The sequence below is a fragment of the Methylobacterium mesophilicum SR1.6/6 genome, assembly GCF_000364445.2.
GTDB classification, from domain to species: domain Bacteria; phylum Pseudomonadota; class Alphaproteobacteria; order Rhizobiales; family Beijerinckiaceae; genus Methylobacterium; species Methylobacterium mesophilicum_A.
In genome coordinates this window covers 5,819,109-5,838,087 of the sequence record NZ_CP043538.1, presented here as the reverse complement: position 1 = coordinate 5,838,087, position 18,979 = coordinate 5,819,109, and the positions used below count along the sequence as shown (strand labels likewise).

General features: G+C 69.9%; 19 protein-coding genes. 11 read left to right on the top strand and 8 right to left on the bottom strand.

The genetic code is table 11. The annotated features are described in order from the left end of the window. Nucleotides 1–58 precede the first annotated feature (58 nt). The 4 genes from MMSR116_RS27620 (at nucleotide 59) to MMSR116_RS27605 (ending at nucleotide 4,249) form a co-directional block, all read left to right on the top strand. Nucleotides 59–1,492 (top strand): circularly permuted type 2 ATP-grasp protein, encoded by a 1,434-nt coding sequence (locus MMSR116_RS27620; protein ID WP_010684115.1) that lies wholly within the window; start codon nucleotides 59–61, stop codon nucleotides 1,490–1,492. A gap of 65 nt (nucleotides 1,493–1,557) precedes the next feature. Further along, entirely contained in the window at nucleotides 1,558–2,505 is a 948-nt protein-coding gene (locus MMSR116_RS27615) for an alpha-E domain-containing protein (RefSeq protein WP_010684114.1), read from the top strand. A gap of 122 nt (nucleotides 2,506–2,627) precedes the next feature. Further along, nucleotides 2,628–3,455 carry a transglutaminase family protein gene (locus MMSR116_RS27610; protein ID WP_010684113.1) on the top strand — a complete coding sequence of 276 codons (828 nt, stop codon included), beginning with the start codon at nucleotides 2,628–2,630 and terminating at the stop codon, nucleotides 3,453–3,455. Nucleotides 3,456–3,499: 44 nt separating this feature from the next. Beyond that, nucleotides 3,500–4,249 carry a proteasome-type protease gene (locus MMSR116_RS27605; protein WP_010684112.1) on the top strand — a complete coding sequence of 250 codons (750 nt, stop codon included), beginning with the start codon at nucleotides 3,500–3,502 and terminating at the stop codon, nucleotides 4,247–4,249. Between the two features lie 181 nt (nucleotides 4,250–4,430). Here the strand turns inward: MMSR116_RS27605 and MMSR116_RS27600 are convergent, their stop codons facing one another. Both MMSR116_RS27600 and MMSR116_RS27595 read right to left on the bottom strand, forming a co-directional pair. Further along, nucleotides 4,431–4,679, bottom strand: coding sequence for a hypothetical protein (locus MMSR116_RS27600; protein ID WP_010684111.1), 249 nt, complete (start codon nucleotides 4,677–4,679; stop codon nucleotides 4,431–4,433). Between the two features lie 150 nt (nucleotides 4,680–4,829). After that, nucleotides 4,830–5,459, bottom strand: coding sequence for a carboxymuconolactone decarboxylase family protein (locus MMSR116_RS27595; protein WP_010684110.1), 630 nt, complete (start codon nucleotides 5,457–5,459; stop codon nucleotides 4,830–4,832). Nucleotides 5,460–5,620: 161 nt separating this feature from the next. On the opposite strand from MMSR116_RS27595, the gene hrpB reads away from it, so the two are divergent. The 7 genes from hrpB to MMSR116_RS27560 all read left to right on the top strand — a co-directional run bounded on the left by hrpB (nucleotide 5,621) and on the right by MMSR116_RS27560 (nucleotide 12,700). Then, on the top strand, nucleotides 5,621–8,083 hold the full coding sequence (gene hrpB / locus MMSR116_RS27590) for an ATP-dependent helicase HrpB (RefSeq protein WP_010684109.1): 2,463 nt from the start codon (nucleotides 5,621–5,623) through the stop codon (nucleotides 8,081–8,083). Nucleotides 8,084–8,128: 45 nt separating this feature from the next. Beyond that, nucleotides 8,129–8,554 carry a PaaI family thioesterase gene (locus tag MMSR116_RS27585; RefSeq protein WP_010684108.1) on the top strand — a complete coding sequence of 142 codons (426 nt, stop codon included), beginning with the start codon at nucleotides 8,129–8,131 and terminating at the stop codon, nucleotides 8,552–8,554. A 72-nt stretch (nucleotides 8,555–8,626) separates the two neighbouring features. Further along, the gene (locus tag MMSR116_RS27580) at nucleotides 8,627–9,844 is read left to right on the top strand and encodes an SMP-30/gluconolactonase/LRE family protein (protein ID WP_010684107.1); all 1,218 of its coding nucleotides are present in this window, start codon (nucleotides 8,627–8,629) and stop codon (nucleotides 9,842–9,844) included. A gap of 91 nt (nucleotides 9,845–9,935) precedes the next feature. Continuing rightward, the gene (locus MMSR116_RS27575; RefSeq protein ID WP_039893518.1) at nucleotides 9,936–10,520 is read left to right on the top strand and encodes a DUF1285 domain-containing protein; all 585 of its coding nucleotides are present in this window, start codon (nucleotides 9,936–9,938) and stop codon (nucleotides 10,518–10,520) included. Continuing rightward, nucleotides 10,517–11,188 (top strand): CoA pyrophosphatase, encoded by a 672-nt coding sequence (locus tag MMSR116_RS27570; RefSeq protein WP_010684105.1) that lies wholly within the window; start codon nucleotides 10,517–10,519, stop codon nucleotides 11,186–11,188. Before MMSR116_RS27575 ends, MMSR116_RS27570 begins: the two co-directional genes overlap by 4 nt. 13 nt (nucleotides 11,189–11,201) lie before the next feature. Beyond that, nucleotides 11,202–11,459, top strand: a complete 258-nt coding sequence (locus MMSR116_RS27565; RefSeq protein WP_010684104.1) for a DUF6111 family protein — start codon at nucleotides 11,202–11,204, stop codon at nucleotides 11,457–11,459. Continuing rightward, nucleotides 11,456–12,700, top strand: coding sequence for a CCA tRNA nucleotidyltransferase (locus tag MMSR116_RS27560; RefSeq protein ID WP_010684103.1), 1,245 nt, complete (start codon nucleotides 11,456–11,458; stop codon nucleotides 12,698–12,700). Before MMSR116_RS27565 ends, MMSR116_RS27560 begins: the two co-directional genes overlap by 4 nt. 64 nt (nucleotides 12,701–12,764) lie before the next feature. Here MMSR116_RS27560 and MMSR116_RS27555 read toward each other — a convergent pair whose 3' ends face one another. From MMSR116_RS27555 to MMSR116_RS27530, 6 genes are all read right to left on the bottom strand, one after another. Continuing rightward, the gene (locus MMSR116_RS27555; RefSeq protein WP_039893282.1) at nucleotides 12,765–13,166 is read right to left on the bottom strand and encodes a F0F1 ATP synthase subunit epsilon; all 402 of its coding nucleotides are present in this window, start codon (nucleotides 13,164–13,166) and stop codon (nucleotides 12,765–12,767) included. Nucleotides 13,167–13,376: 210 nt separating this feature from the next. Continuing rightward, on the bottom strand, nucleotides 13,377–14,831 hold the full coding sequence (atpD, locus tag MMSR116_RS27550) for a F0F1 ATP synthase subunit beta (RefSeq protein WP_010684101.1): 1,455 nt from the start codon (nucleotides 14,829–14,831) through the stop codon (nucleotides 13,377–13,379). Between the two features lie 41 nt (nucleotides 14,832–14,872). Continuing rightward, complete coding sequence (locus tag MMSR116_RS27545; RefSeq protein ID WP_010684100.1) at nucleotides 14,873–15,763, bottom strand: F0F1 ATP synthase subunit gamma; 891 nt, start codon at nucleotides 15,761–15,763, stop codon at nucleotides 14,873–14,875. A 148-nt stretch (nucleotides 15,764–15,911) separates the two neighbouring features. Then, nucleotides 15,912–17,444 carry a F0F1 ATP synthase subunit alpha gene (gene atpA, locus MMSR116_RS27540; RefSeq protein ID WP_010684099.1) on the bottom strand — a complete coding sequence of 511 codons (1,533 nt, stop codon included), beginning with the start codon at nucleotides 17,442–17,444 and terminating at the stop codon, nucleotides 15,912–15,914. 54 nt (nucleotides 17,445–17,498) lie between these two features. Then, nucleotides 17,499–18,071, bottom strand: a complete 573-nt coding sequence (locus MMSR116_RS27535; protein ID WP_010684098.1) for a F0F1 ATP synthase subunit delta — start codon at nucleotides 18,069–18,071, stop codon at nucleotides 17,499–17,501. A gap of 217 nt (nucleotides 18,072–18,288) precedes the next feature. Further along, a complete protein-coding gene (locus MMSR116_RS27530) occupies nucleotides 18,289–18,975 on the bottom strand; it encodes a DsbA family protein (protein WP_010684097.1) in 687 nt (228 codons plus the stop codon). Between the last annotated feature and the right edge of the window lie 4 nt (nucleotides 18,976–18,979).

The window sequence follows — 18,979 nt, the reverse complement described above, 5'->3', positions numbered from 1 at the left end:
GCCATGACGGCGTGGCGCGCCTCTTGCCTCAAGAGCGGGAGCGTACGGGAGGAGCGAGATGGCGGTGACGGCCTTCGACGAGATGAACGGCATCGACGCCGCCGAACCGGCCGCCGTCCGCGACGCCTACGGCCAGCTCAAGGCTTGGCTCGACTCGACGCCGCCCGAGCATTTCAATACCCGCCGCAGCCAAGCGGAGCTGCTGTTCCGCCGGATCGGCATCACCTTCGCGGTCTATGGCGACAACGAATCGACCGAGCGCCTGATCCCGTTCGACATCATCCCGCGGGTGATCACCAAGCCGGAATGGGCCTTCCTGGAGCGGGGATTGAAGCAGCGGGTGACCGCCATCAACCTGTTCCTCAAGGACGTGTACGGCGCCCAAGAGTGCATCAAGGCCGGCATCATCCCCGCCGACTTGGTCTATCGCAACGCCCATTACCGCATGGAGATGCGCGGCTTCCGGGTGCCCCACGACCTCTACGTCCACATCGCGGGGATCGACATCGTCCGCACCGGCGAGAACGACTTCTTCGTGCTGGAGGACAACGCCCGGATCCCGTCCGGCGTCTCCTACATGCTGGAGAACCGGGAGGTGATGCTGCGCCTGTTCCCGGACCTGTTCTCGAAGCACCGCGTCGCGCCGGTGGAGAACTACCCCGATGCGCTGCTCGCCACCCTGCGGAGCCTTGCCCCGGGCTCAGCGACCCGTGACCCGACGGTCGTGCTGCTGACACCCGGGCGCTACAACTCGGCGTTCTACGAGCACTCGTTCCTGGCCGACAAGCTCGGCGTCGAGCTGGTGGAGGCGTCCGACCTCTTCACCAAGGACGACGTGGTCTACATGCGCACCACCGAGGGTCCGCGGAAGGTCGACGTCATCTACCGCCGCCTCGACGACGATTTCCTCGATCCCCTCGTCTTCCGCCCGGATTCGGTGCTGGGCGTGCCGGGCCTGATGAACGCCTACGAGCGCGGCTCCGTAACGCTGGCCAACGCGGTCGGCACCGGCATCTCGGACGACAAGGCCGTCTACAGCTACATGCCGGAGATCGTGAAGTTCTTCACCGGCGAGGAGCCGATCCTGCACAACGTGCCGACCTACCGCTGCCGCGAGAAGGACGCTTTCGCGTACGTGATGGACAACCTGTCGGAGCTGGTGGTGAAGGAGGTCAACGGCTCGGGCGGCTACGGCATGCTCGTGGGCCCCCACGCCAGCAAGCGCGAGCTCGATGACTTCGCCAAGAAGCTCCGCCACGCCCCCGACGGCTTCATCGCCCAGCCGACCCTGTCGCTCTCGACGTGCCCGACCTTCGTGGCCTCCGGCGTGGCACCGCGCCACGTCGATCTGCGGCCCTTCGTGCTCAATGGGGCCGACCAGATCCGCATCGTGCCGGGCGGCCTGACCCGCGTGGCGCTGAAAGAGGGCTCCCTGGTGGTCAACTCCAGCCAGGGCGGCGGGACGAAGGATACCTGGGTGCTCGACGCCTGATGTCGCTGACGTCAGGGTGGTTCACGGCGCGGCGTTCGGTCTCCACGCGATTTGGCTGAAAGACAATGCTTTCCAGGACTGCCGACAGCCTCTTCTGGCTCTCCCGCTACGTCGAGCGCGCCGACTTCGTCGCCCGCATCCTCGACGCGGCGCACCGCTTCGCCTCGCTGCCGTCGAGCTACGGCGGCGGCGAGAGCAACGAGTGGGACTCCGCCCTCGCCTCGGCCGGCGACGCGGACGCGTTCAAGACCCATTACAGCGCGGTGAATGCCGACACGGTCTGCGACTTCCTGGCCTTCAGCCCGCACAATCCGTCCTCGATCCGCTCCTGCATCGAGGCGGCCCGCGAGAATGCCCGCTCGGTGCGCACCGCGCTCACCACAGAGATGTGGGACGCGATCAACGGCGCGTGGCTGGAACTGCGCAACTACGCCGGCAAGGACCTCAACCGCGACGAGTTCGGCCGCTTCCTCGACTGGGTGAAGACCGTCTCGCTGACCTTCGACGGCTCGGCCTTCCGGACGATGCTGCGCAACGACGCCTTCTGGTTCACCCGCCTCGGCACCGCGATCGAGCGTGCCGACAACACCGCCCGCATCCTCGACGTCAAGTACCAGATTCTGCTGCCGCACGACGAGACGGTGGGCGGCAGCCTCGACTACTTCCAGTGGACCACGATCCTGCGCGAGGTCTCGGCCTTCAACGCCTATCACTGGGTCTACCGGGAGAGCATCAAGCCGCTGCTGGTGGCCGACCTTCTGATGCTCAACAAGCAGATGCCGCGCTCCTTCTCGAACTGCTACGGCGTGATCGTCGAGTATCTCGACCTCATCGCCGATGCCTACGGCCGCCGCGGCCCGAGCCAGCGGCTCGCCGGCAACATGCTGGCGAAACTTGAGGGCGAGGACATCGACCGGGTCTTCGCCACGGGGCTGCACGAGTTCGTGGAGGCGTTCATCGCCGAGAACAACAGGGTGGGCGAGGCGATCGCCAAGCAGTATCTGGTCGGTTGAGACGCCGGCCCGGATGCGGCATCCGGGCCGGCGCCTCAGCCTCTCGATTGTGCATCATCATCCCGAAGCCCGGCAGCCACCGGCCGGGATGATGCTCTGACGAACACGCACAGGCTCGGCGCATGCGCATCCGCGTGGTCCACGAGACCATCTACACCTACGAGCAACCGGCCCGCGGACTGGTGCAGGTCCTGCGCCTGACGCCCCGGGACCATGACGGCCAGTATGTCCGCACGTGGCGGATCGACACCACGGTCGACGGGCGCCTCACCGCCCGCGAGGACGGCTTTGGCAACAAGGTGCACTGGTTCACCCCGGACGAACCGGCCGACGCCCTGACCATCCGGGTCACCGGCGAGGTCGACACCGACGACACCCACGGCGTGGTGCGCGGCACGGTGGAGCGCCTGCCGGACGAGTTCTTCCTGCGCGACACGGACCTGTGCGCCGCCAGCCCGGAGCTGCACGCCTTCGCCGAGCGCGTCGCCACGGACGGGGACGCCGCGATCCTGGCCCTGCTCCATCGTCTGATGGGCGCGGTCCACGGCGCGGTCACCTACGAGCCGGGGCCCGCCACCAGTGCTGTCCCAGCCGCCAAGGCCTTCGCGGCGGGAACGGGCGTCTGCCAGGATCTGGCTCACGTCTTCATCGCCGCCGCCCGCCATATCGGCATCCCATCCCGCTACGTCGCGGGCTACCGGGCCCGCGACGACGGGCAGGCGGAGGTCGAGGCGCCGCACGGCTGGGTCGAGGCCCTGGTGCCCGATCTCGGCTGGGTGGCGTTCGACCCCTGCATCGACGTGAGCCCGTCGGACAACTACATCCGCGTGGCGACCGGACTGGATTACCTCGGCGCGGCGCCGATCCGCGGCAGCCGCACCGGCGGCGGCACCGAGACACTGGACGTGAAGCTCCGGGTCGAGCAAGGCAGGGCCGCCGCCCAATCCTGATCGTTCCGACACCGGTCCGCCGGCCGCACGAGAGCCTGAAGACGATGACCTACTGCGTCGGTGTTCTGGTCGAGGACGGTCTGGTGATGGTCGCCGATACCCGCACCAATGCGGGGCTCGACGACATCTCAACCTACCGGAAGCTGCATCATTTCAACGTGCCGGGCGAGCGGGTGATGATGCTGGCCTCGGCCGGCAACCTGTCGATCACCCAGTCGGTCCTCAGCCTGCTGCAGGAGGGGGTGCCCGGCGAGGAGGACGGCGAGCCGTCTCAGAAGCTCGTCGAGGCGCCGACCATGTTCCAGGCGGCGCAGCTCATCGGCCGGGCCATCCGCCGGGTGCGGTCGATCGAGAAGGACGGGTTCGAGGCGGCCAACATCCGCTTCTCGATCTCGCTGCTGTTCGGCGGCCAGATCGGGACCGGCGAGATGCGGCTGTATCTGATCTACTCGGCGGGGAATTTCATCGAGTGCAGCACGGACGCGCCGTTCCTGCAGATCGGCGAGCACAAGTACGGCAAGCCGATCCTCGACCGGGCCGTCAAGTATACGACCGACCTCTACGACGCCCTGAAGGTCAGCCTCGTCTCGATGGATTCGACCATGCGGTCGAACCTGGGTGTCGGCCTGCCGATCGACATCGCGGTGGCGCGCCGGAACGCGCTGACGCTGGAGGTGAATCACCGGATCGAGGCCGGAGAGGGCTACTTCCACGACCTGCGCGAGCGCTGGTCAGCGGCGCTCCGGGCCGCGCACCGGGCGATCCCGCGTCCGCCCTACGGGCCCACCACCTAGAGCCGGCGCCGATCGATCGCCTCTCGACGGGCTACAGGGCGGGCGCCCTCCCTGGGACGGAGGCCCGCGTATCGCCACCGATGAACGGGCTACGGTGGATCCGCTTGCCCGCACAGGTTCGGGCATACACGGGCCCGAATGCCCGTCCTCCCCAGGCGCCGCACCTGAAGCGGCATCAGCGTCATGACGCCGGGGCCGCGCTTCGGAGCGCCAGCCCCGCGTCGGGCATCTCCCGGACATAGCCGCGGGAGATAAGACGGCTGCGCTCGCGGGTGCGCCGCTCCGCCTCCATCAGGTCCGAGAGGGCGTCTGCGATGGCGCAACGCAGCGCGATCCCGGCATCGCCGCCGGCGAAACCGAGATAGGCGGCGCTGATGGCCTCAACCGGGCAGGCCTGATCGTCGCGTGCGGCAGCGGCTTGGGTCAGCATCGGGGCCTCCTTCGTTCCACCCGTGAACGAAAAGAGAACAAGCCACATTGGTTAACGTTCGGTCAACGGGTGCCCGATCGTCCCGGCTGGCCCCATTCCAGCCTGTGGAAAACGGCGATTTCGCCGTCTAACCACTGTGGATAAGGCCGTTCATTCGGGCATCCGCGGCAGCGGCTTGCCGTCCTGCGGAATCGCATAGCGCGCTGCGTTCAGCTCCATCGCCAGGAAGGTGTAGTAGCCCGAGATGGCCGCCAGATCGACGACGCCTGCCTTGCCGAACCGGGCCTCGGCCCGGGCGAAGGTGGCGTCCGAGACGCGCTTGTTATCCTGCAGCTCGGCCGTGAAGTCGTAGACGATCGTCTCGTCGTCGCTCATCGCCGCCGGGCGGCGGCCGTCGTGGATCGCCGCCACGATCGCGGGTGCGATCCCGGCCTTCTCGGCGATCGGCGCGTGGACGTACCACTCGTAATCCTGGGTCCAGCGCCGCGCCGTCATCAGGATCACCAGCTCCGACAGGGTGGTGCCGATCTTCGGCTTGTAGCGGAGGTAGTCCCCCATGGACCGGGCGAGGCTCATCACCTCGGGCGAGTGCATCAGCGGCTCGAAGGGTCCGAAGGGCGGCTTCCCGCGCGCCTGCTGGAACGCCTCGGCCGCCTGCTTCTGCTCCGGCGTGTAATCCTGCGGCGGGATGGTCGGCAGCCGATCCTGTGCCCGGGCCGCGCTGAGCGCGAGGGGCAGGGCGGCCAGCGCGACGGCGAGCACGCGGCAAGGATGTCGCATAGGGTCCTCTCGGTTGTCTTTTGTATCCACGACGTACCATCGCGTCGGCACGCGGCGTCGGCCAGGGGGCGGGCCGATCGACCGGTATCGTTTCCCGCACGGCGTCACACGGCGGCCGGGACGGTTGCGCTCGGCGCCGCGCCGCGCCATCAGCGGCCGCGATGGCCGGCCCCACAACCGCGCTGCCGATCGAGGCGGCGCTCCCCGATCTGCATCGCGCGCTCGCAGGGCGGAACGCGGCCGTCCTGGTGGCGCCGCCGGGCGCCGGAAAGACGACGCGGGTGCCCCTCGACCTGCTGGAGGCGCCCTGGCTCGACGGGCGCAAGATCATCCTGCTGGAGCCGCGACGGCTCGCCGCCCGGGCGGCCGCGTCCCGCATGGCGCAGACGCTGGGCGAGGCGGTGGGCGGCACGGTCGGCCTGCGCGTGCGGCTCGGCTCGAAGATTTCCGCCCGTACCCGGATCGAGGTCGTCACCGAGGGCGTCTTCACCCGGATGATCCTCGACGATCCGGAACTCGCCGGCATCGGGGCGGTCCTGTTCGACGAATTCCACGAGCGCTCCCTCGACGCCGATCTCGGCCTCGCCCTGGCGCTCGACGCGCAGGGAGGCCTGCGCGAGGACCTGCGGATCCTGGTCATGTCGGCGACCCTCGACGGCGCCCGCGTGTCGCGGATCCTGGGCGATGCCCCGGTGGTGGCCTCCGAGGGCCGGGCATTCCCGGTGGAGACGCGCTACGTGGAGCGCGACCCCAACCGGCGGATCGAGGACTCGGTCGCCGAGGTCACGCTCCGCGCCCTCCGGTCGGATCCGGGCTCGATCCTGGTCTTCCTGCCCGGGCAGGCGGAGATCCGCAGGACCGTCGAACGCCTGGCCGAGCGCGTCGAGCCGGCGGTGCAGCTCGCGCCGCTCTACGGCGCGCTCACGCCCGCCGAGCAGGATCGCGCCGTCGCCCCGGCGCCCGCCGGGACCCGCAAGGTCGTGCTCGCCACCAGCATCGCAGAGACCTCGCTGACCATCGAGGGCGTGCGGATCGTCATCGATTCCGGGCTCGCGCGGGTGCCGGTCTACGAGCCCGACCTCGGCCTGACCCGGCTCGTGACCGCGCGCGCATCCCGCGCCTCCGTGGATCAGCGCCGCGGCCGCGCCGGGCGCACCGAGCCGGGCCTGTGCTGGCGGCTCTGGTCCGAGGCCGGAACCAACGCCCTCGAACCGTTCACGCGGCCCGAGATCCTGTCGGCGGACCTCGCCGGGCTGCTCCTCGACTGCGCCGCCTGGGGCGTAGCCGACCCGCGGAGCCTCGCGTTCCTCGATCCTCCGCCAGCGCCGGCTCTGGCCGAGGCCCGCACCCTGCTGGCCGACCTCGGGGCGCTCGACGCGGACGGCCGCCTGACGGAGATCGGCGCGCGGCTCCGGGCCCTGCCGCTGCCGCCGCGTCTGGCCCGCATGGTGACGGCGGCGGCCGGACAGGGCCAGGCTCAAGCCGCCGCCGACCTCGCGGCGGTCCTTGTCGAGCGCGGGCTCGGCGGCGACGGCGTCGACCTCGACGCGCGTCTGGAGCGGTTTCGCCGCGAGAGGGGCGGTCGGGCCGGGGACATGCGCCGGTTGGCCGAAAGCTGGGCGCGCAGCGCGGGCGGAGGCCGGCAGGCCGAGCCGGCCGCGCCGGCGGCGGCTGGACCGCTCCTGGCGCTCGCCTATCCGGATCGCGTCGCCCGCTCCCGGGGCCGGGACGGCGAGTACGTCATGGCGAGCGGCCGGGCCGGCCGGATCGACCCGGCGAGCCCCCTCGCGCGGGAGACGTTCCTGGTGGTCGCCGATCTCGCCGGAGCGGCCGGCAATGCCCGGATCCTCGCAGCGGCGGCGATCGAGGCGGACGCGATCGAGCGGCTGTTCGCCGACCGGATCACGGCGCGCACGGAGATCATCTTCGACCCGCAGGTCGCCGCCCTGAGGGCACGCGCCGTCCGTCGCCTCGGCAACATCAACCTCGGCGCGCGTCCCCTACCGGTGCCGGCCACACCGGAAAGCGCCGCGATCCTGGCCTCCGGCATCGCGGCTCTCGGCCTCGACCGCCTTCCCTGGACGCCCGCCCTGTCGCAATGGCGCGCCCGGGTGCGGTTCCTGCACGCGGCCGAGGGAGCCGATTGGCCCGACCTCTCCGACCAGACGCTCGCCGCCACCGCTTCGGACTGGCTCGCACCGGCGCTCGACGGACGAACCACCCTGTCGACGATCACGGCCGACGACCTCGCGGGCGCCCTGCAGGGGCTCTTGCCCTGGCAGCTCCGCGGCCGGCTCGACGCCGCGGCGCCGACCCATGTCGAAGTGCCGACCGGCTCGCGCGTCCCGGTGGATTATGGCGCCGAGGAACCGGTGCTTGCCGTGCGGGTGCAGGAGCTCTTCGGCCTCGACCGTCACCCGCAGGCCGGCGGACGGCCGCTCGTGCTGCATCTGCTGTCGCCCGCGCAGCGCCCGATCCAGATCACCCGAGATCTGCCGGGCTTCTGGCGCGGCTCCTGGGCGGCGGTGCGGGCGGAGATGCGCGGGCGCTATCCCCGCCACCCCTGGCCGGAGGATCCGCTCAGCGAGGCGCCCACACGCCGGGCGAAGCCGCGGGGCACCTGACCGGTCACGGCACATCCTCCAGTTTCGACATCACGGACGGGACTTATGACCATCGATACGAGCAGCTTCGATCCCGCCTCCGAGGGCTGGTCCCCGGTAGAGGACAAGGGCTTCATCGCCCATGTCGGCCCGCTGCACCTGCGCGCCGCGGACGGCGCCTACGCGTTCCAGGCCGACCAGAAGCACGCCAACCTGATCGGTGTCGTCCACGGCGGCATGCTCATGAGTTTCGCCGACCGCGCCCTCGGGGAGACCGCCATGCGGGCCGCGGACGGCGCGAATTGCGTGACCATCCAACTTGAGATGAAGTTCATCGACGTCGGTCGGCTGGGCGACTGGATCGAGATTCGCCCGCAGGTGGTGAAGCGGACCGGCTCCCTGGTCTTCATGCGCGGCGACGTCCGGGAGGGCACACGCCTGCTGGCCTCGGCGGACGGCGTCTGGAAGATCCTGCGGCGACGCCCCGGCTGATCGCGCCGCCCTCACGCCGGCGCAAGGCTCCCCGGATAGAGGCGACCGTGTCCACTGGGAGGGGGTTCATCGATGAGACTGAGGGAACCGAAGATGCCGGGATCCGCCAACGGCAGCCTCACACCGTCCCGTCGCACCGTCCTGGCCGGAGCCAGCGCCGTGCTGGCGAGCGCGGGATCCGGCGCGGCGCAGCCGGAGCCGCCCAGCACGGTCACGTCACCACCGCGCGACTTCCGACCCGGCGCGGCCCCGGCCACCTACTTCACCGATCCCGACGTGATTACGGTGGACCCGGCCTTCGCGCCCTACGTGGTTCCGAACAGCGCCATCCGCCGCCTCTGGACCGGGGCCCTCTGGGCCGAGGGGCCCGCCTGGAACAGCGTCGGCCGCTTTCTGGTCTGGAGCGACATCCCCAACAATCGCCAATTGCGCTGGCTGGAGGATGACGGGCACGTCTCGGTCTTCCGCGCGCCCAGCAACAACTCCAACGGCAACAGCTTCGACCGGCAGGGCCGCCAGCTCTCCTGCGAGCACGCCACGCGCCGCGTGGTGCGCTACGAACTCGACGGGTCGGCGACGGTGCTGGCTGACAGTTTCGAGGGCAAGCCGCTCAATTCCCCTAACGATGTGGTCCAGCACGCGGACGGGTCGTACTGGTTCACCGATCCGCCCTACGGTGGTCAGCTCTACGAGGGCCTGCCGGACGAGGCGGGCGGCCCCTCGAACCCGCAGGGCCATCTGAACCCGCGGCTGGGGAAGCCGGCCGGTACCGTCCTGAAGCGTCGGACGCTGTCCAACGCGGTCTACCGAGTCGACCCGTCCGGCCGGATCGACCGCGTGCTCGCCGACGATCAGGTTCCGGACCCGAACGGCCTGTGCTTCTCGCCGGATCACCGCATCCTCTACGTTTGCTCCACCGGCAAGGGACCTGGCGATACAGGTCCAGGCGGCAAGGGCGAGATCTACGCCTTCGATGTCGGAAGCGGCGCTGCTCTGTCGAACACGCGTCTGTTCGCGGATTGCGTCGTCGACGGGATCAAGTGCGGACCCGACGGCCTGCGGGCCGACGTCGACGGCAATCTCTGGGCATCGAGCAACGCAGGGAGGGCGGTCGGCTACAACGGCGTCACGGTCTGGTCGCCGCAGGGTAAGCTGATCGGGCGGATCCGCCTGCCCGAGGTTTGCGGCAACATCACCTTCGGCGGCCCGAAGCGGAACCGTCTGTTCATGGCGGCGAGCCAGTCGCTCTACGCCCTGACGGTGAACACCCAGGGCGCCGGGCCGGCCTGACCGGTCGAGGCGACAGTGTCGACGCGGGCGTGCCGGCGGAACCGGTCGGGCAGCCATGGCTGCCGGCGCGCCTGGTGCTATCTACAGGCTCATGAACGAGGACATCGCCCCCGATCCGACCTTGAGCCGCCTGAGCGCGGCCCTGGGCGACCTACCAAAGCGGGGTTCGCCACCGGTCGAGCGCTGGAACCCGCCCTATTGCGGAGAGATCGACATCCGGATCGCGTCCGATGGGACTTGGCACCACAACGGCTCGCCGATTCGCCGGGACAAGCTGGTCAAGCTGTTCGCCACCATCCTGCGGCGCGAGCCGGACGGGCGCACGGTGCTGGTCACCCCGGTGGAGAGCGTCGGGATCACCGTCGAGGACGCGGCCTTCGTGGCGGTGGAGATGGCGGTGGACGGGACCGGTCCGGACCGGCGCATGTCGTTCCGCACGAACGTGGACGACCTCGTCAGCGTCGACGCCGAGCACACCCTGCGCTTCGAGGAGGCCTCGGACGGCGCGCTGAAGCCATATCTCCACGTGCGCCGCAACCTCTGGGCCCTGGTGACCCGGGCCCTCACCTACGATCTCGTGGATCTCGCCGAGGAGCGCAGCGTCGACGGGCAGACCTGTCTGGGCCTGTGGGCCGGCGGCGTCTTCCATACCATCGCGCCGGCCGCAGCCGCGTGAGCGACCCGCTCGCCGATTTCCTCGCCCGGGCGGCCTCCGGCCTGTCTTCGGATCCGCCGGGACCGGACGATCCGACATCGAATCCCCGCGGCGACCACAGCCTCGATCCGGACGGCTCGGCCGTGATCCCGCCGCCGCCGCATCGGCGCGCCGCCGTCCTCGCGCCCGTGATCCTGCGCGCGGGCGGCCCGAGCCTGATCCTGACGGAGCGCGCCGCCAATCTGCGCGACCATTCCGGGCAGGTCGCGCTGCCCGGCGGCAAGATCGACCCGTCCGATCCGGGTCCCGCCCATGCAGCCCTGCGGGAGGCTCACGAAGAGATCGGCCTGCCGCCAGCCGCAGTGCGCCTCCTGGGCTATCTCGACCCGTACCTGTCGGGCACCGGCTTCCTGGTGACGCCGGTGATCGGCCTCGTTGCTCCGGACGCGACCTTCCGGCCGAACCCGACGGAGGTGGCGGAGGTTTTCGAGGTGCCGCTTGCGGTGCTGATGGACCGGGACCGCTATCGCCTGCGCTCCCGGTCGTGGCAGGGCCGGACCCGGTATTTCTATGCCCTGACGTTCGGCGAGCGGCTGATCTGGGGCGTGACCGCCGGGATCCTCAACAACCTCCGGGAGAGGCTCTACCCGGAACCGGAACCCGGCGCGGTCCGCCGCTCGGCGGGATAGGCTACGAAGGGCCATGCTGCGTCGCGTCCTCGAAGAGTTCGGCCTCTTCCTCATCCCCTTCGCCCTGTTCGTGGTCTACCTCGTGCTTGTCGGCCGAAATCCGCTGCGGCGCGTCCACTGGGATGCCCATCTCTGGCGGCTCGTCCTCGCCGGCTTGGCGGTGGTCATCGGCACGCTCGTCTACGAGGGCCTGTTCTCGGAGCGCCGGGCCGGCGGCTACGTCCCAACCCACATGGAGAATGGCCGTCTGGTTCCGGGAGGCTTCCGGTGAGGCGTTCCCTCGCCCGCGCAGGTCTGTCGGCCCTTCTGGAGCGTCCCGGCGTGCGGCGGGCGCTCGCCGCCCTCGCCCTTCCCGGCGCCGAGACCCGCCTCGTCGGAGGCTGCGTGCGCGACGCGCTGCTCGGAACGCCGTCCGCCGATATCGATCTGGCGACCACGCTGCTGCCCGACGCGGTGATGGCGCAAGCCGGTCGGACGCCTCGTCTGAAGGCGGTGCCGACCGGCATCGAGCACGGCACCGTCACCCTGGTGACCGAGGACGGGCCGATCGAGGTCACGACCCTGCGCGAGGATGTCGAGACGGACGGCCGCCATGCGGTCGTGCGGTTCGGCAGCGATTTCGCCCGGGACGCCGAGCGGCGCGACTTCACCGTCAACGCGCTGTCGCTCGGGGCCGACGGCGTCCTGCACGATACGGTCGGCGGCCTCGTCGACCTGGAAGCGGGGCGCGTCCGCTTCATTGGCGACCCGGCCACGCGCATCCGCGAGGACGCACTGCGGATCCTCCGGTTCTTCCGCTTCCACGCGCGCTTCGGGACCGGGGCGCCGGATGCCGCGGCGCTCGCCGCCTGCGTGGCGGCGCGGGATGCCCTGGACCGCCTGTCGCGGGAACGGGTGCGGGCGGAGTTTTTGAAGCTCCTGGCCGCCGAGGGCGGTCCGGCCATGGTCGCGACGCTGGGCGCGACCGGGCTGCTCCAGCGGATTACGGGGGGCGTCGGCGAACACGGCCGGCTGGAGCGGGCCGCCGCGGCGTCGCTGTCACCCGTGATGCGGCTCGCGGCCCTCGCCGTCGGAAGTCCCCCGGACGCGGACCGCCTGCGGGAGCGACTGCGCCTCTCGAAACAGGAGCACGGGCGGCTGATCGGCTACGCGCAGGCCCTGGCATCCCTGCACGGCCGCGTAGAGATCCGAGGCACCGACGCGCGGAGCCTGGCGGCCGAGCACGGGGACGCGCTCCTGCGGGAAACGCTGCTGATCCTGTCGGGCGAGCCGCGGCCCACGGTCACGGACGAAGGGTGCCGGGCACTCGCGGATCTGGGCGGGGAGGGCGGTGCGCCGGTCTTTCCGCTGGCCGGCGCGGATCTGGTCGCCGCCGGCGTCGCGCCCGGACCCGCGATCGGCCGCGGCCTGGCGGCGGCCCGGAAAGACTGGCTGGCGCGCGGCTGCCCAATGGGGAGCCACGTACGGGCCGAATTGCTGGAGCGGGCGCTGGAGGGCGCCCGCGAGACCTAGAGCCCCTGTTGCGACGCGGGCTCTGGCGCGAACCGGCGTCGACTCCGGCGGAATGCGCCCTCGCTCAGAGCTTCAGGAGCGCCTTGGTTTCCTGCAGCTGGACGATCTGGCCGTTCAGCTCCTCGCGCTTCTGCAGGTCCTCGGTGGCGTCGCGCTGCATCTCGACGGCCTCGATGTCCCGGTCGAGGGATTCGTGCGTCAGCTCCTCGATCGGGGCGGCGCGCTCGGCCAGCACGGTGACGGCCGTCGGCCCGATATCGGCGAAGCCGCCGCGGACATAGATCCGCTTGCCGCTGCCCTGGCTCTCGGTGACCACGATGACGCCGACGCGCAGAGAGGTCAGCACGGGCGCGTGGCCCGGCATCACGGTCATCTCGCCCTCGGTGCCGGGCAGCTGAACGGCGGTCACCTCGCCGGAATACAGCGTCCGCTCGGGGCCGACGAAATCGAAGTGGAAGGTGGCCATCTCAGGACGATTCCGGATCCGCGACACGCTCTCCTCCCCCTTGCGGGGAGGAGGTGGAGGTGGGGGTGGTGCGGGAGGCACTGGATCGCTCGATCCTGCACCACCCCCACCCCCGGCCCCTCCCCACCTAGATCGGGCTTGCCCAATCTAGGAAAATCCAATTCTGATCTCAGGCAGGCCTGAGATCAGCGGGGAGGGGAGTGGGCAGCCTTACGCCGCCTTCAGCTTCTTGGCCTTCTCCTGGGCCTCCTCGATGGTGCCGACCATGTAGAAGGCGGCCTCGGGGAGGTCGTCGTAGTCGCCGTTCACCAGGCCCTTGAAGCCCTTGATGGTGTCCTCGAGGGCGACCTGCTTGCCCGGCGAGCCGGTGAACACCTCGGCCACCGAGAACGGCTGCGAGAAGAAGCGCTCGATCTTGCGGGCGCGCGCCACGGTCAGCTTGTCCTCCTCGGACAGCTCGTCCATGCCCAGGATCGCGATGATGTCCTGGAGCGCCTTGTAGCGCTGCAGGGTCTGCTGGACGCGGCGGGCGACGTCGTAGTGCTCCTCGCCGAGGATGGCCGGCGACAGCATGCGCGAGGTCGAGTCCAGCGGATCCACCGCCGGGTAGATGCCCTTCTCGGCGATCGAGCGCGACAGCACGGTCGTGGCGTCGAGGTGGGCGAACGAGGCGGCGGGCGCCGGGTCGGTCAGGTCGTCGGCCGGCACGTAGATGGCCTGCACCGAGGTGATCGACCCCTTGTTGGTGGTGGTGATGCGCTCCTGCAGGGCGCCCATGTCGGTGGCGAGCGTCGGCTGGTAGCCCACCGCCGACGGGATGCGGCCCAGCAGCGCCGACACCTCGGAACCCGCCTGCGTGAAGCGGAAGATGTTGTCGACGAAGAACAGCACGTCCTGGCCGTCGTCGCGGAACTGCTCGGCGATGGTGAGGCCGGTGAGCGCGACGCGCGAGCGGGCGCCGGGCGACTCGTTCATCTGGCCGTAGACCAGGGCGCACTTCGAACCCTCGGCGGAGCCGTGCTCCTTCGGATCGACGTTCACCTTGGACTCGATCATCTCGTGGTAGAGGTCGTTACCCTCGCGGGTGCGCTCACCCACGCCGGCGAAGACCGAGTAGCCCGAGTGCACCTTCGCGATGTTGTTGATCAGCTCCATGATCAGCACGGTCTTGCCGACGCCGGCGCCGCCGAACAGGCCGATCTTGCCGCCCTTCGCGTAGGGAGCGAGCAGATCCACCACCTTGATGCCGGTGACGAGGATCTGCGCCTCGGTCGACTGCTCGGCGTAGGAGGGGGCCGGCTGGTGGATGGCGCGGAAGGTGTCGGCCTGGACCGGGCCGGCCTCGTCGATCGGCTCGCCGATGACGTTCATGATGCGGCCGAGCGTGTTCATGCCCACCGGAACCTTGATCGGCTCGCCGGTGTCGGTGCACTCCTGGCCGCGGGTCAAGCCCTCGGACGTGTCCATGGCGATGCAGCGGACGGTGTTCTCACCGAGCTGCTGGGCCACCTCGAGGACGAGGCGGGCGCCGTTGTTCTTGGTCTCCAGCGCGTTCAGGATCTCGGGCAGGTGGCCCTCGAACTGCACGTCGACCACGGGGCCGATAACCTGGGTGATCTTGCCGACCTTGTTGGAGCCGGTGCCGGGGAGTGCGGTGTTCGCCATCGTTAACCTACCCTTCAAGCTGTGCGGTCAGGTCGCGTGCCTCAGAGGGCTTCCGCACCCGAGATGATCTCGATGAGTTCCTTGGTGATCATGGCCTGACGCGTCCGGTTGTAGATCAGCGTCTGCTTCTTGATCATCTCGCCCGCGTTGCGGGTCGCCGAGTCCATGGCGCTCATGCGCGCGCCCTGCTCGGAGGCGGCGTTCTCCAGGAGCGCCCGGTAGATCTGCACCGTCAGGTTCTTCGGCAGCAGCGTCTCGAGGATCGCCTCCTCGGAGGGCTCGAATTCCAGGGCCGCGTTGCCGGCGGTCGCCTTCGCGCTCGTGTCGGCCTCGGGCAGCTCGGCCGGGATCAGGCGCTGCGCAGTCGGGATCTGCGAGATGACCGAGCGGAACTCGGAGTAGAACAGGGTCGCGACATCGAACTCGCCGGCCTCGAAGCGGGTGAGGATCTTGTCGGCGATCTCGGCGGCGAACTCGTAATCCACCGGCCGGTTGCCGCGGATGTCCATGCTCTCGACGATCTGGTCGCGATACTGCCGCCGCAGCATGTCGAGACCCTTCTTGCCGACCGTCATGATCTTGAGGGTCTTGCCCTCGGCGGTCAGCTTCTGGGCATACTCACGGATCGCGAGGCGGACGATCGACGAGTTGAACGCGCCGGCGAGACCACGATCGCCGGTGCAGACGACCAGCAGATGCGTCTGCTCCGAGCCCGTGCCGGACAGGAGCTTCGGGGCACCGACGCCCCCCACGAGGTTGCCCGCGAGGTTGCCGAGCACCGCGGACATCTTCTCGGCGTAGGGGCGCCCGGCCTCGGCGGCCATCTGCGCCCGGCGCAGCTTGGCGGCCGCGACCATCTGCATGGCCTTGGTGATCTTCTGCGTCGCCTTCACCGAGGTGATGCGGTTGCGCAGGTCCTTCAAGCTCGCCATCGGGTGAGGTCCAGGTCCATTTGAAAGGGCCTCTCCTCCCCCTTGTGGGGAGGAGCCGGAGGTGGGGGTGGTTCAGGATGGAGCGGCACGGTGCCTCCTGCATCCCCCCCACCCCTAACCCCTCCCCGCAAGGGGGAGGGGCGGCGCCTTAGGCGATCGACTTGGCGACGCTCTCGACGACGCTCTTCAGCTTGCCGGCGTTCTCGTCCGACAGGTCCTTGGAGGCGGCGATCGCGTCGAGCAGGTCCTTGTGCTTGGAGCGCAGGGTGCTGAGCAGCGCGTCCTCGAACGGACGGACCTTGCTGACCGGCATCTTGTCAAGGTAGCCGTTCACGCCGGCGTAGATCACCGCGACCTGCTCTTCCATCTTCAGCGGCGAGAACTGCGGCTGCTTCAGGAGCTCGGTCAGACGCGAGCCGCGGTTCAGCAGCTGCTGGGTCGAGGCGTCGAGATCGGATCCGAACTGCGCGAAGGCCGCCATCTCGCGATACTGCGCGAGCTCGCCCTTGATCTTGCCGGCGACCTTCTTCATCGCCTTGGTCTGGGCCGAGGAGCCCACGCGCGACACCGAGAGGCCGACGTTCACCGCCGGGCGGATGCCCTGGTAGAACAGGTCGGTCTCGAGGAAGATCTGACCGTCGGTGATGGAGATCACGTTGGTCGGGATGTAGGCCGAGACGTCGTTGGCCTGGGTCTCGATGACCGGAAGCGCGGTCAGCGAGCCGTTGCCGGCGGCGTCGCCCATCTTGGCGGCGCGCTCCAAAAGCCGGCTGTGGAGGTAGAACACGTCGCCCGGGTAAGCCTCGCGGCCCGGCGGACGGCGCAGCAGCAGCGACATCTGGCGGTAGGCCACGGCCTGCTTGGAGAGATCGTCGTACACGATCACGGCGTGCATGCCGTTGTCGCGGAAGTACTCGCCCATGGCGCAGCCGGCGAAGGGCGCGATGAACTGCATCGGGGCCGCGTCGGACGCCGTCGCGGCGATGACGATGGAGTATTCCAGGGCGCCCTGGTCCTCCAGGACCTTCACGAACTGGGCCACCGTCGAGCGCTTCTGGCCGATGGCGACATAGATGCAGTAGAGCTTGGCCTTCTCGTCACCGCCCGCGGCGTGGCCCGGCTTCTGGTTCAGGATCGTGTCGAGGGCGATGGCGGTCTTGCCGGTCTGGCGATCGCCGATGATCAGCTCGCGCTGGCCGCGGCCCACCGGGATCAGGGCGTCGATCGCCTTGAGGCCCGTGGCCATCGGCTCGTGCACCGACTTGCGCGGGATGATGCCCGGCGCCTTGACGTCGACGCGGCGACGCTCGGTCGACTGGATCGGGCCCTTGCCGTCGATCGGGTTGCCCAGCGCGTCGACGACGCGGCCGAGCAGACCCTTGCCGACCGGCACGTCCACGATGGCGCCCGTGCGCTTGACGGTCTGGCCTTCCTTGATCTCGCGGTCCGAGCCGAAGATCACGATGCCGACGTTGTCCTGCTCGAGGTTCAGGGCCATGCCGCGCACGCCCGACTCGAACTCGACCATCTCGCCGGCCTGGACGTTGTCGAGGCCGTAGGCGCGGGCGATGCCGTCACCGACGGACAGGACCTGCCCGACCTCGGTGACCTCGGCCTCCTCGCCGAAGTTCTTGATCTGCTCTTTCAGGATCGCGGAGATCTCGGCGGCGCGGATGTCCATACTCGGGCCTCTGTCGCTGATGCGTCTATGCGTGTTCGGGTCGGATGGGGGCGCTTACCGCGCGGCCCGCATCGCGAGGCGGATACCGTTGAGCTTGGTCTTGAGCGAGGCGTCGACCATGCGCGAGCCCATCTTCACGACGAGGCCGCCGATCAGGCTCGGGTCGACGACGAGGTCGAGGTCCACGTCGGCCTTGGCGATGTCGCGCAGGGACGCCTTCATCTCCTCGATCACCGTGTCAGAGGGCTTCTCGGCGACCCGCACCTCGGCGCGGACGATGCCCTTCGAATCCTGGACCAGGGTCCGGAACGCGGCGATCATGTCGGGCAGGGCGAAGAGGCGACGGTTCGAGGCTGCGAGGCGGATGAAGTTGCCCGCCAAGCCGCCGATCCCCGCCTTGTCGAGCACGGCGCCGACGGCGGCCGCCTGCTCCTCGGCGCTGAAGACCGGGCTGCGGACGAGGCGGCGCAGGTCCGCGCTCTCCTTCAGCAGCGTGTCGAATTGATTGAGGGCTTCGGCGACCGCGTCGACCTGGCGCTCGTCGCGCGCGAGCTCGAATAGGGCGGAAGCGTACCGGCCCGCCACGCCTGCGACCAGGGGACCAGCCTCGGAACCGTTCTGCGCCACCCGTCGCTCTCTTCTCTGGTTGCCCGCCCGCTCCAAGCGCTCCAGCGGGAGCGCGGTGCGAGACCGTTCGGGACGTGGGATCGCGCCGGCAGCGGGCAGGGTCGAGAACTGCCCTCGCGGCGCGGCGACCGCCTAGCATGCCAGCATAGCCGCACGCAACACGCGAGGCGCGCCTCGCTGCGCGCCAGGACGGCGGAAGTGTGACGCGGGACAGGACTCAGCAGGCGAGCCGGTCGCAGCGCCGCACGCTGGCGATCATCTTCGCCATGGCACGGGCGCCCGGATGGCCGAGGATACCGCTGTTGCCGAGAACGTAGGAGGGCGTGGCGTAGAGCCCGAGATCGGCGGCCATCCGCATCTGGCTCTTCAACGCCGCGCGGACCTCCTCGCTGTCGGCGATCTCCTCCACCTCCGCCTGCGGGATCCCCATCGCGGCCGCGGCGGCCAGCGCCCCTGGCCCGTCGATCCGGCCGGGCTTGCCGAGGAGCGTCTGATAGAAGCGCCACGCGGCGTCGGAGCCGAGCCTGCGCTGCACGGCCAGCATCACCTTGGCGGCCTGTGCCGATTGAGGCGACAGGATCGGGTTGTGGACAAGCCCGATGCGCAGCTCCGCGTCGCTGTCGTGGAGGGCGACGACGTCGGCGGCGGCCTTCCGGCAGTACGGGCAGTTGAAGTCGAAGAACTCGTAGAGCGTGGCTCCAGCGTCCCGAGGGCCGACATAGGTGACGCCGCGCAGGGCCGGGATCTGCCCGGTGATCTCGCCGGGCAGCATCGAGTTCGCCACCGCCTTGCCGTCGTCGCCGGTGACCGCGACGCGCTGGCCGTAGGATTGCGCGGCTGCGCGGCCGATCCCCGTACCCAGCAGAGCGCCGGCGGTGACGAGAAGGCGTCGGGAAATGGGCATGGGG

What these genes read in the sequence shown, in the direction of transcription:
- MMSR116_RS27575 (WP_039893518.1), top strand. Translation starts at nt 9,936, where the DNA reads ATGAACGAGGACATCGCCCCCGATCCGACCTTGAGCCGCCTGAGCGCG.
- hrpB (WP_010684109.1), top strand. Translation starts at nt 5,621, where the DNA reads ATGGCCGGCCCCACAACCGCGCTGCCGATCGAGGCGGCGCTCCCCGAT.
- MMSR116_RS27595 (WP_010684110.1), bottom strand. Translation starts at nt 5,459, where the DNA reads ATGCGACATCCTTGCCGCGTGCTCGCCGTCGCGCTGGCCGCCCTGCCC.
- MMSR116_RS27600 (WP_010684111.1), bottom strand. Translation starts at nt 4,679, where the DNA reads ATGCTGACCCAAGCCGCTGCCGCACGCGACGATCAGGCCTGCCCGGTT.
- MMSR116_RS27555 (WP_039893282.1), bottom strand. Translation starts at nt 13,166, where the DNA reads ATGGCCACCTTCCACTTCGATTTCGTCGGCCCCGAGCGGACGCTGTAT.
- MMSR116_RS27605 (WP_010684112.1), top strand. Translation starts at nt 3,500, where the DNA reads ATGACCTACTGCGTCGGTGTTCTGGTCGAGGACGGTCTGGTGATGGTC.
- MMSR116_RS27620 (WP_010684115.1), top strand. Translation starts at nt 59, where the DNA reads ATGGCGGTGACGGCCTTCGACGAGATGAACGGCATCGACGCCGCCGAA.
- MMSR116_RS27580 (WP_010684107.1), top strand. Translation starts at nt 8,627, where the DNA reads ATGAGACTGAGGGAACCGAAGATGCCGGGATCCGCCAACGGCAGCCTC.
- MMSR116_RS27530 (WP_010684097.1), bottom strand. Translation starts at nt 18,975, where the DNA reads ATGCCCATTTCCCGACGCCTTCTCGTCACCGCCGGCGCTCTGCTGGGT.
- MMSR116_RS27565 (WP_010684104.1), top strand. Translation starts at nt 11,202, where the DNA reads ATGCTGCGTCGCGTCCTCGAAGAGTTCGGCCTCTTCCTCATCCCCTTC.
- MMSR116_RS27545 (WP_010684100.1), bottom strand. Translation starts at nt 15,763, where the DNA reads ATGGCGAGCTTGAAGGACCTGCGCAACCGCATCACCTCGGTGAAGGCG.
- atpD (WP_010684101.1), bottom strand. Translation starts at nt 14,831, where the DNA reads ATGGCGAACACCGCACTCCCCGGCACCGGCTCCAACAAGGTCGGCAAG.
- MMSR116_RS27585 (WP_010684108.1), top strand. Translation starts at nt 8,129, where the DNA reads ATGACCATCGATACGAGCAGCTTCGATCCCGCCTCCGAGGGCTGGTCC.
- MMSR116_RS27610 (WP_010684113.1), top strand. Translation starts at nt 2,628, where the DNA reads ATGCGCATCCGCGTGGTCCACGAGACCATCTACACCTACGAGCAACCG.
- atpA (WP_010684099.1), bottom strand. Translation starts at nt 17,444, where the DNA reads ATGGACATCCGCGCCGCCGAGATCTCCGCGATCCTGAAAGAGCAGATC.
- MMSR116_RS27615 (WP_010684114.1), top strand. Translation starts at nt 1,558, where the DNA reads ATGCTTTCCAGGACTGCCGACAGCCTCTTCTGGCTCTCCCGCTACGTC.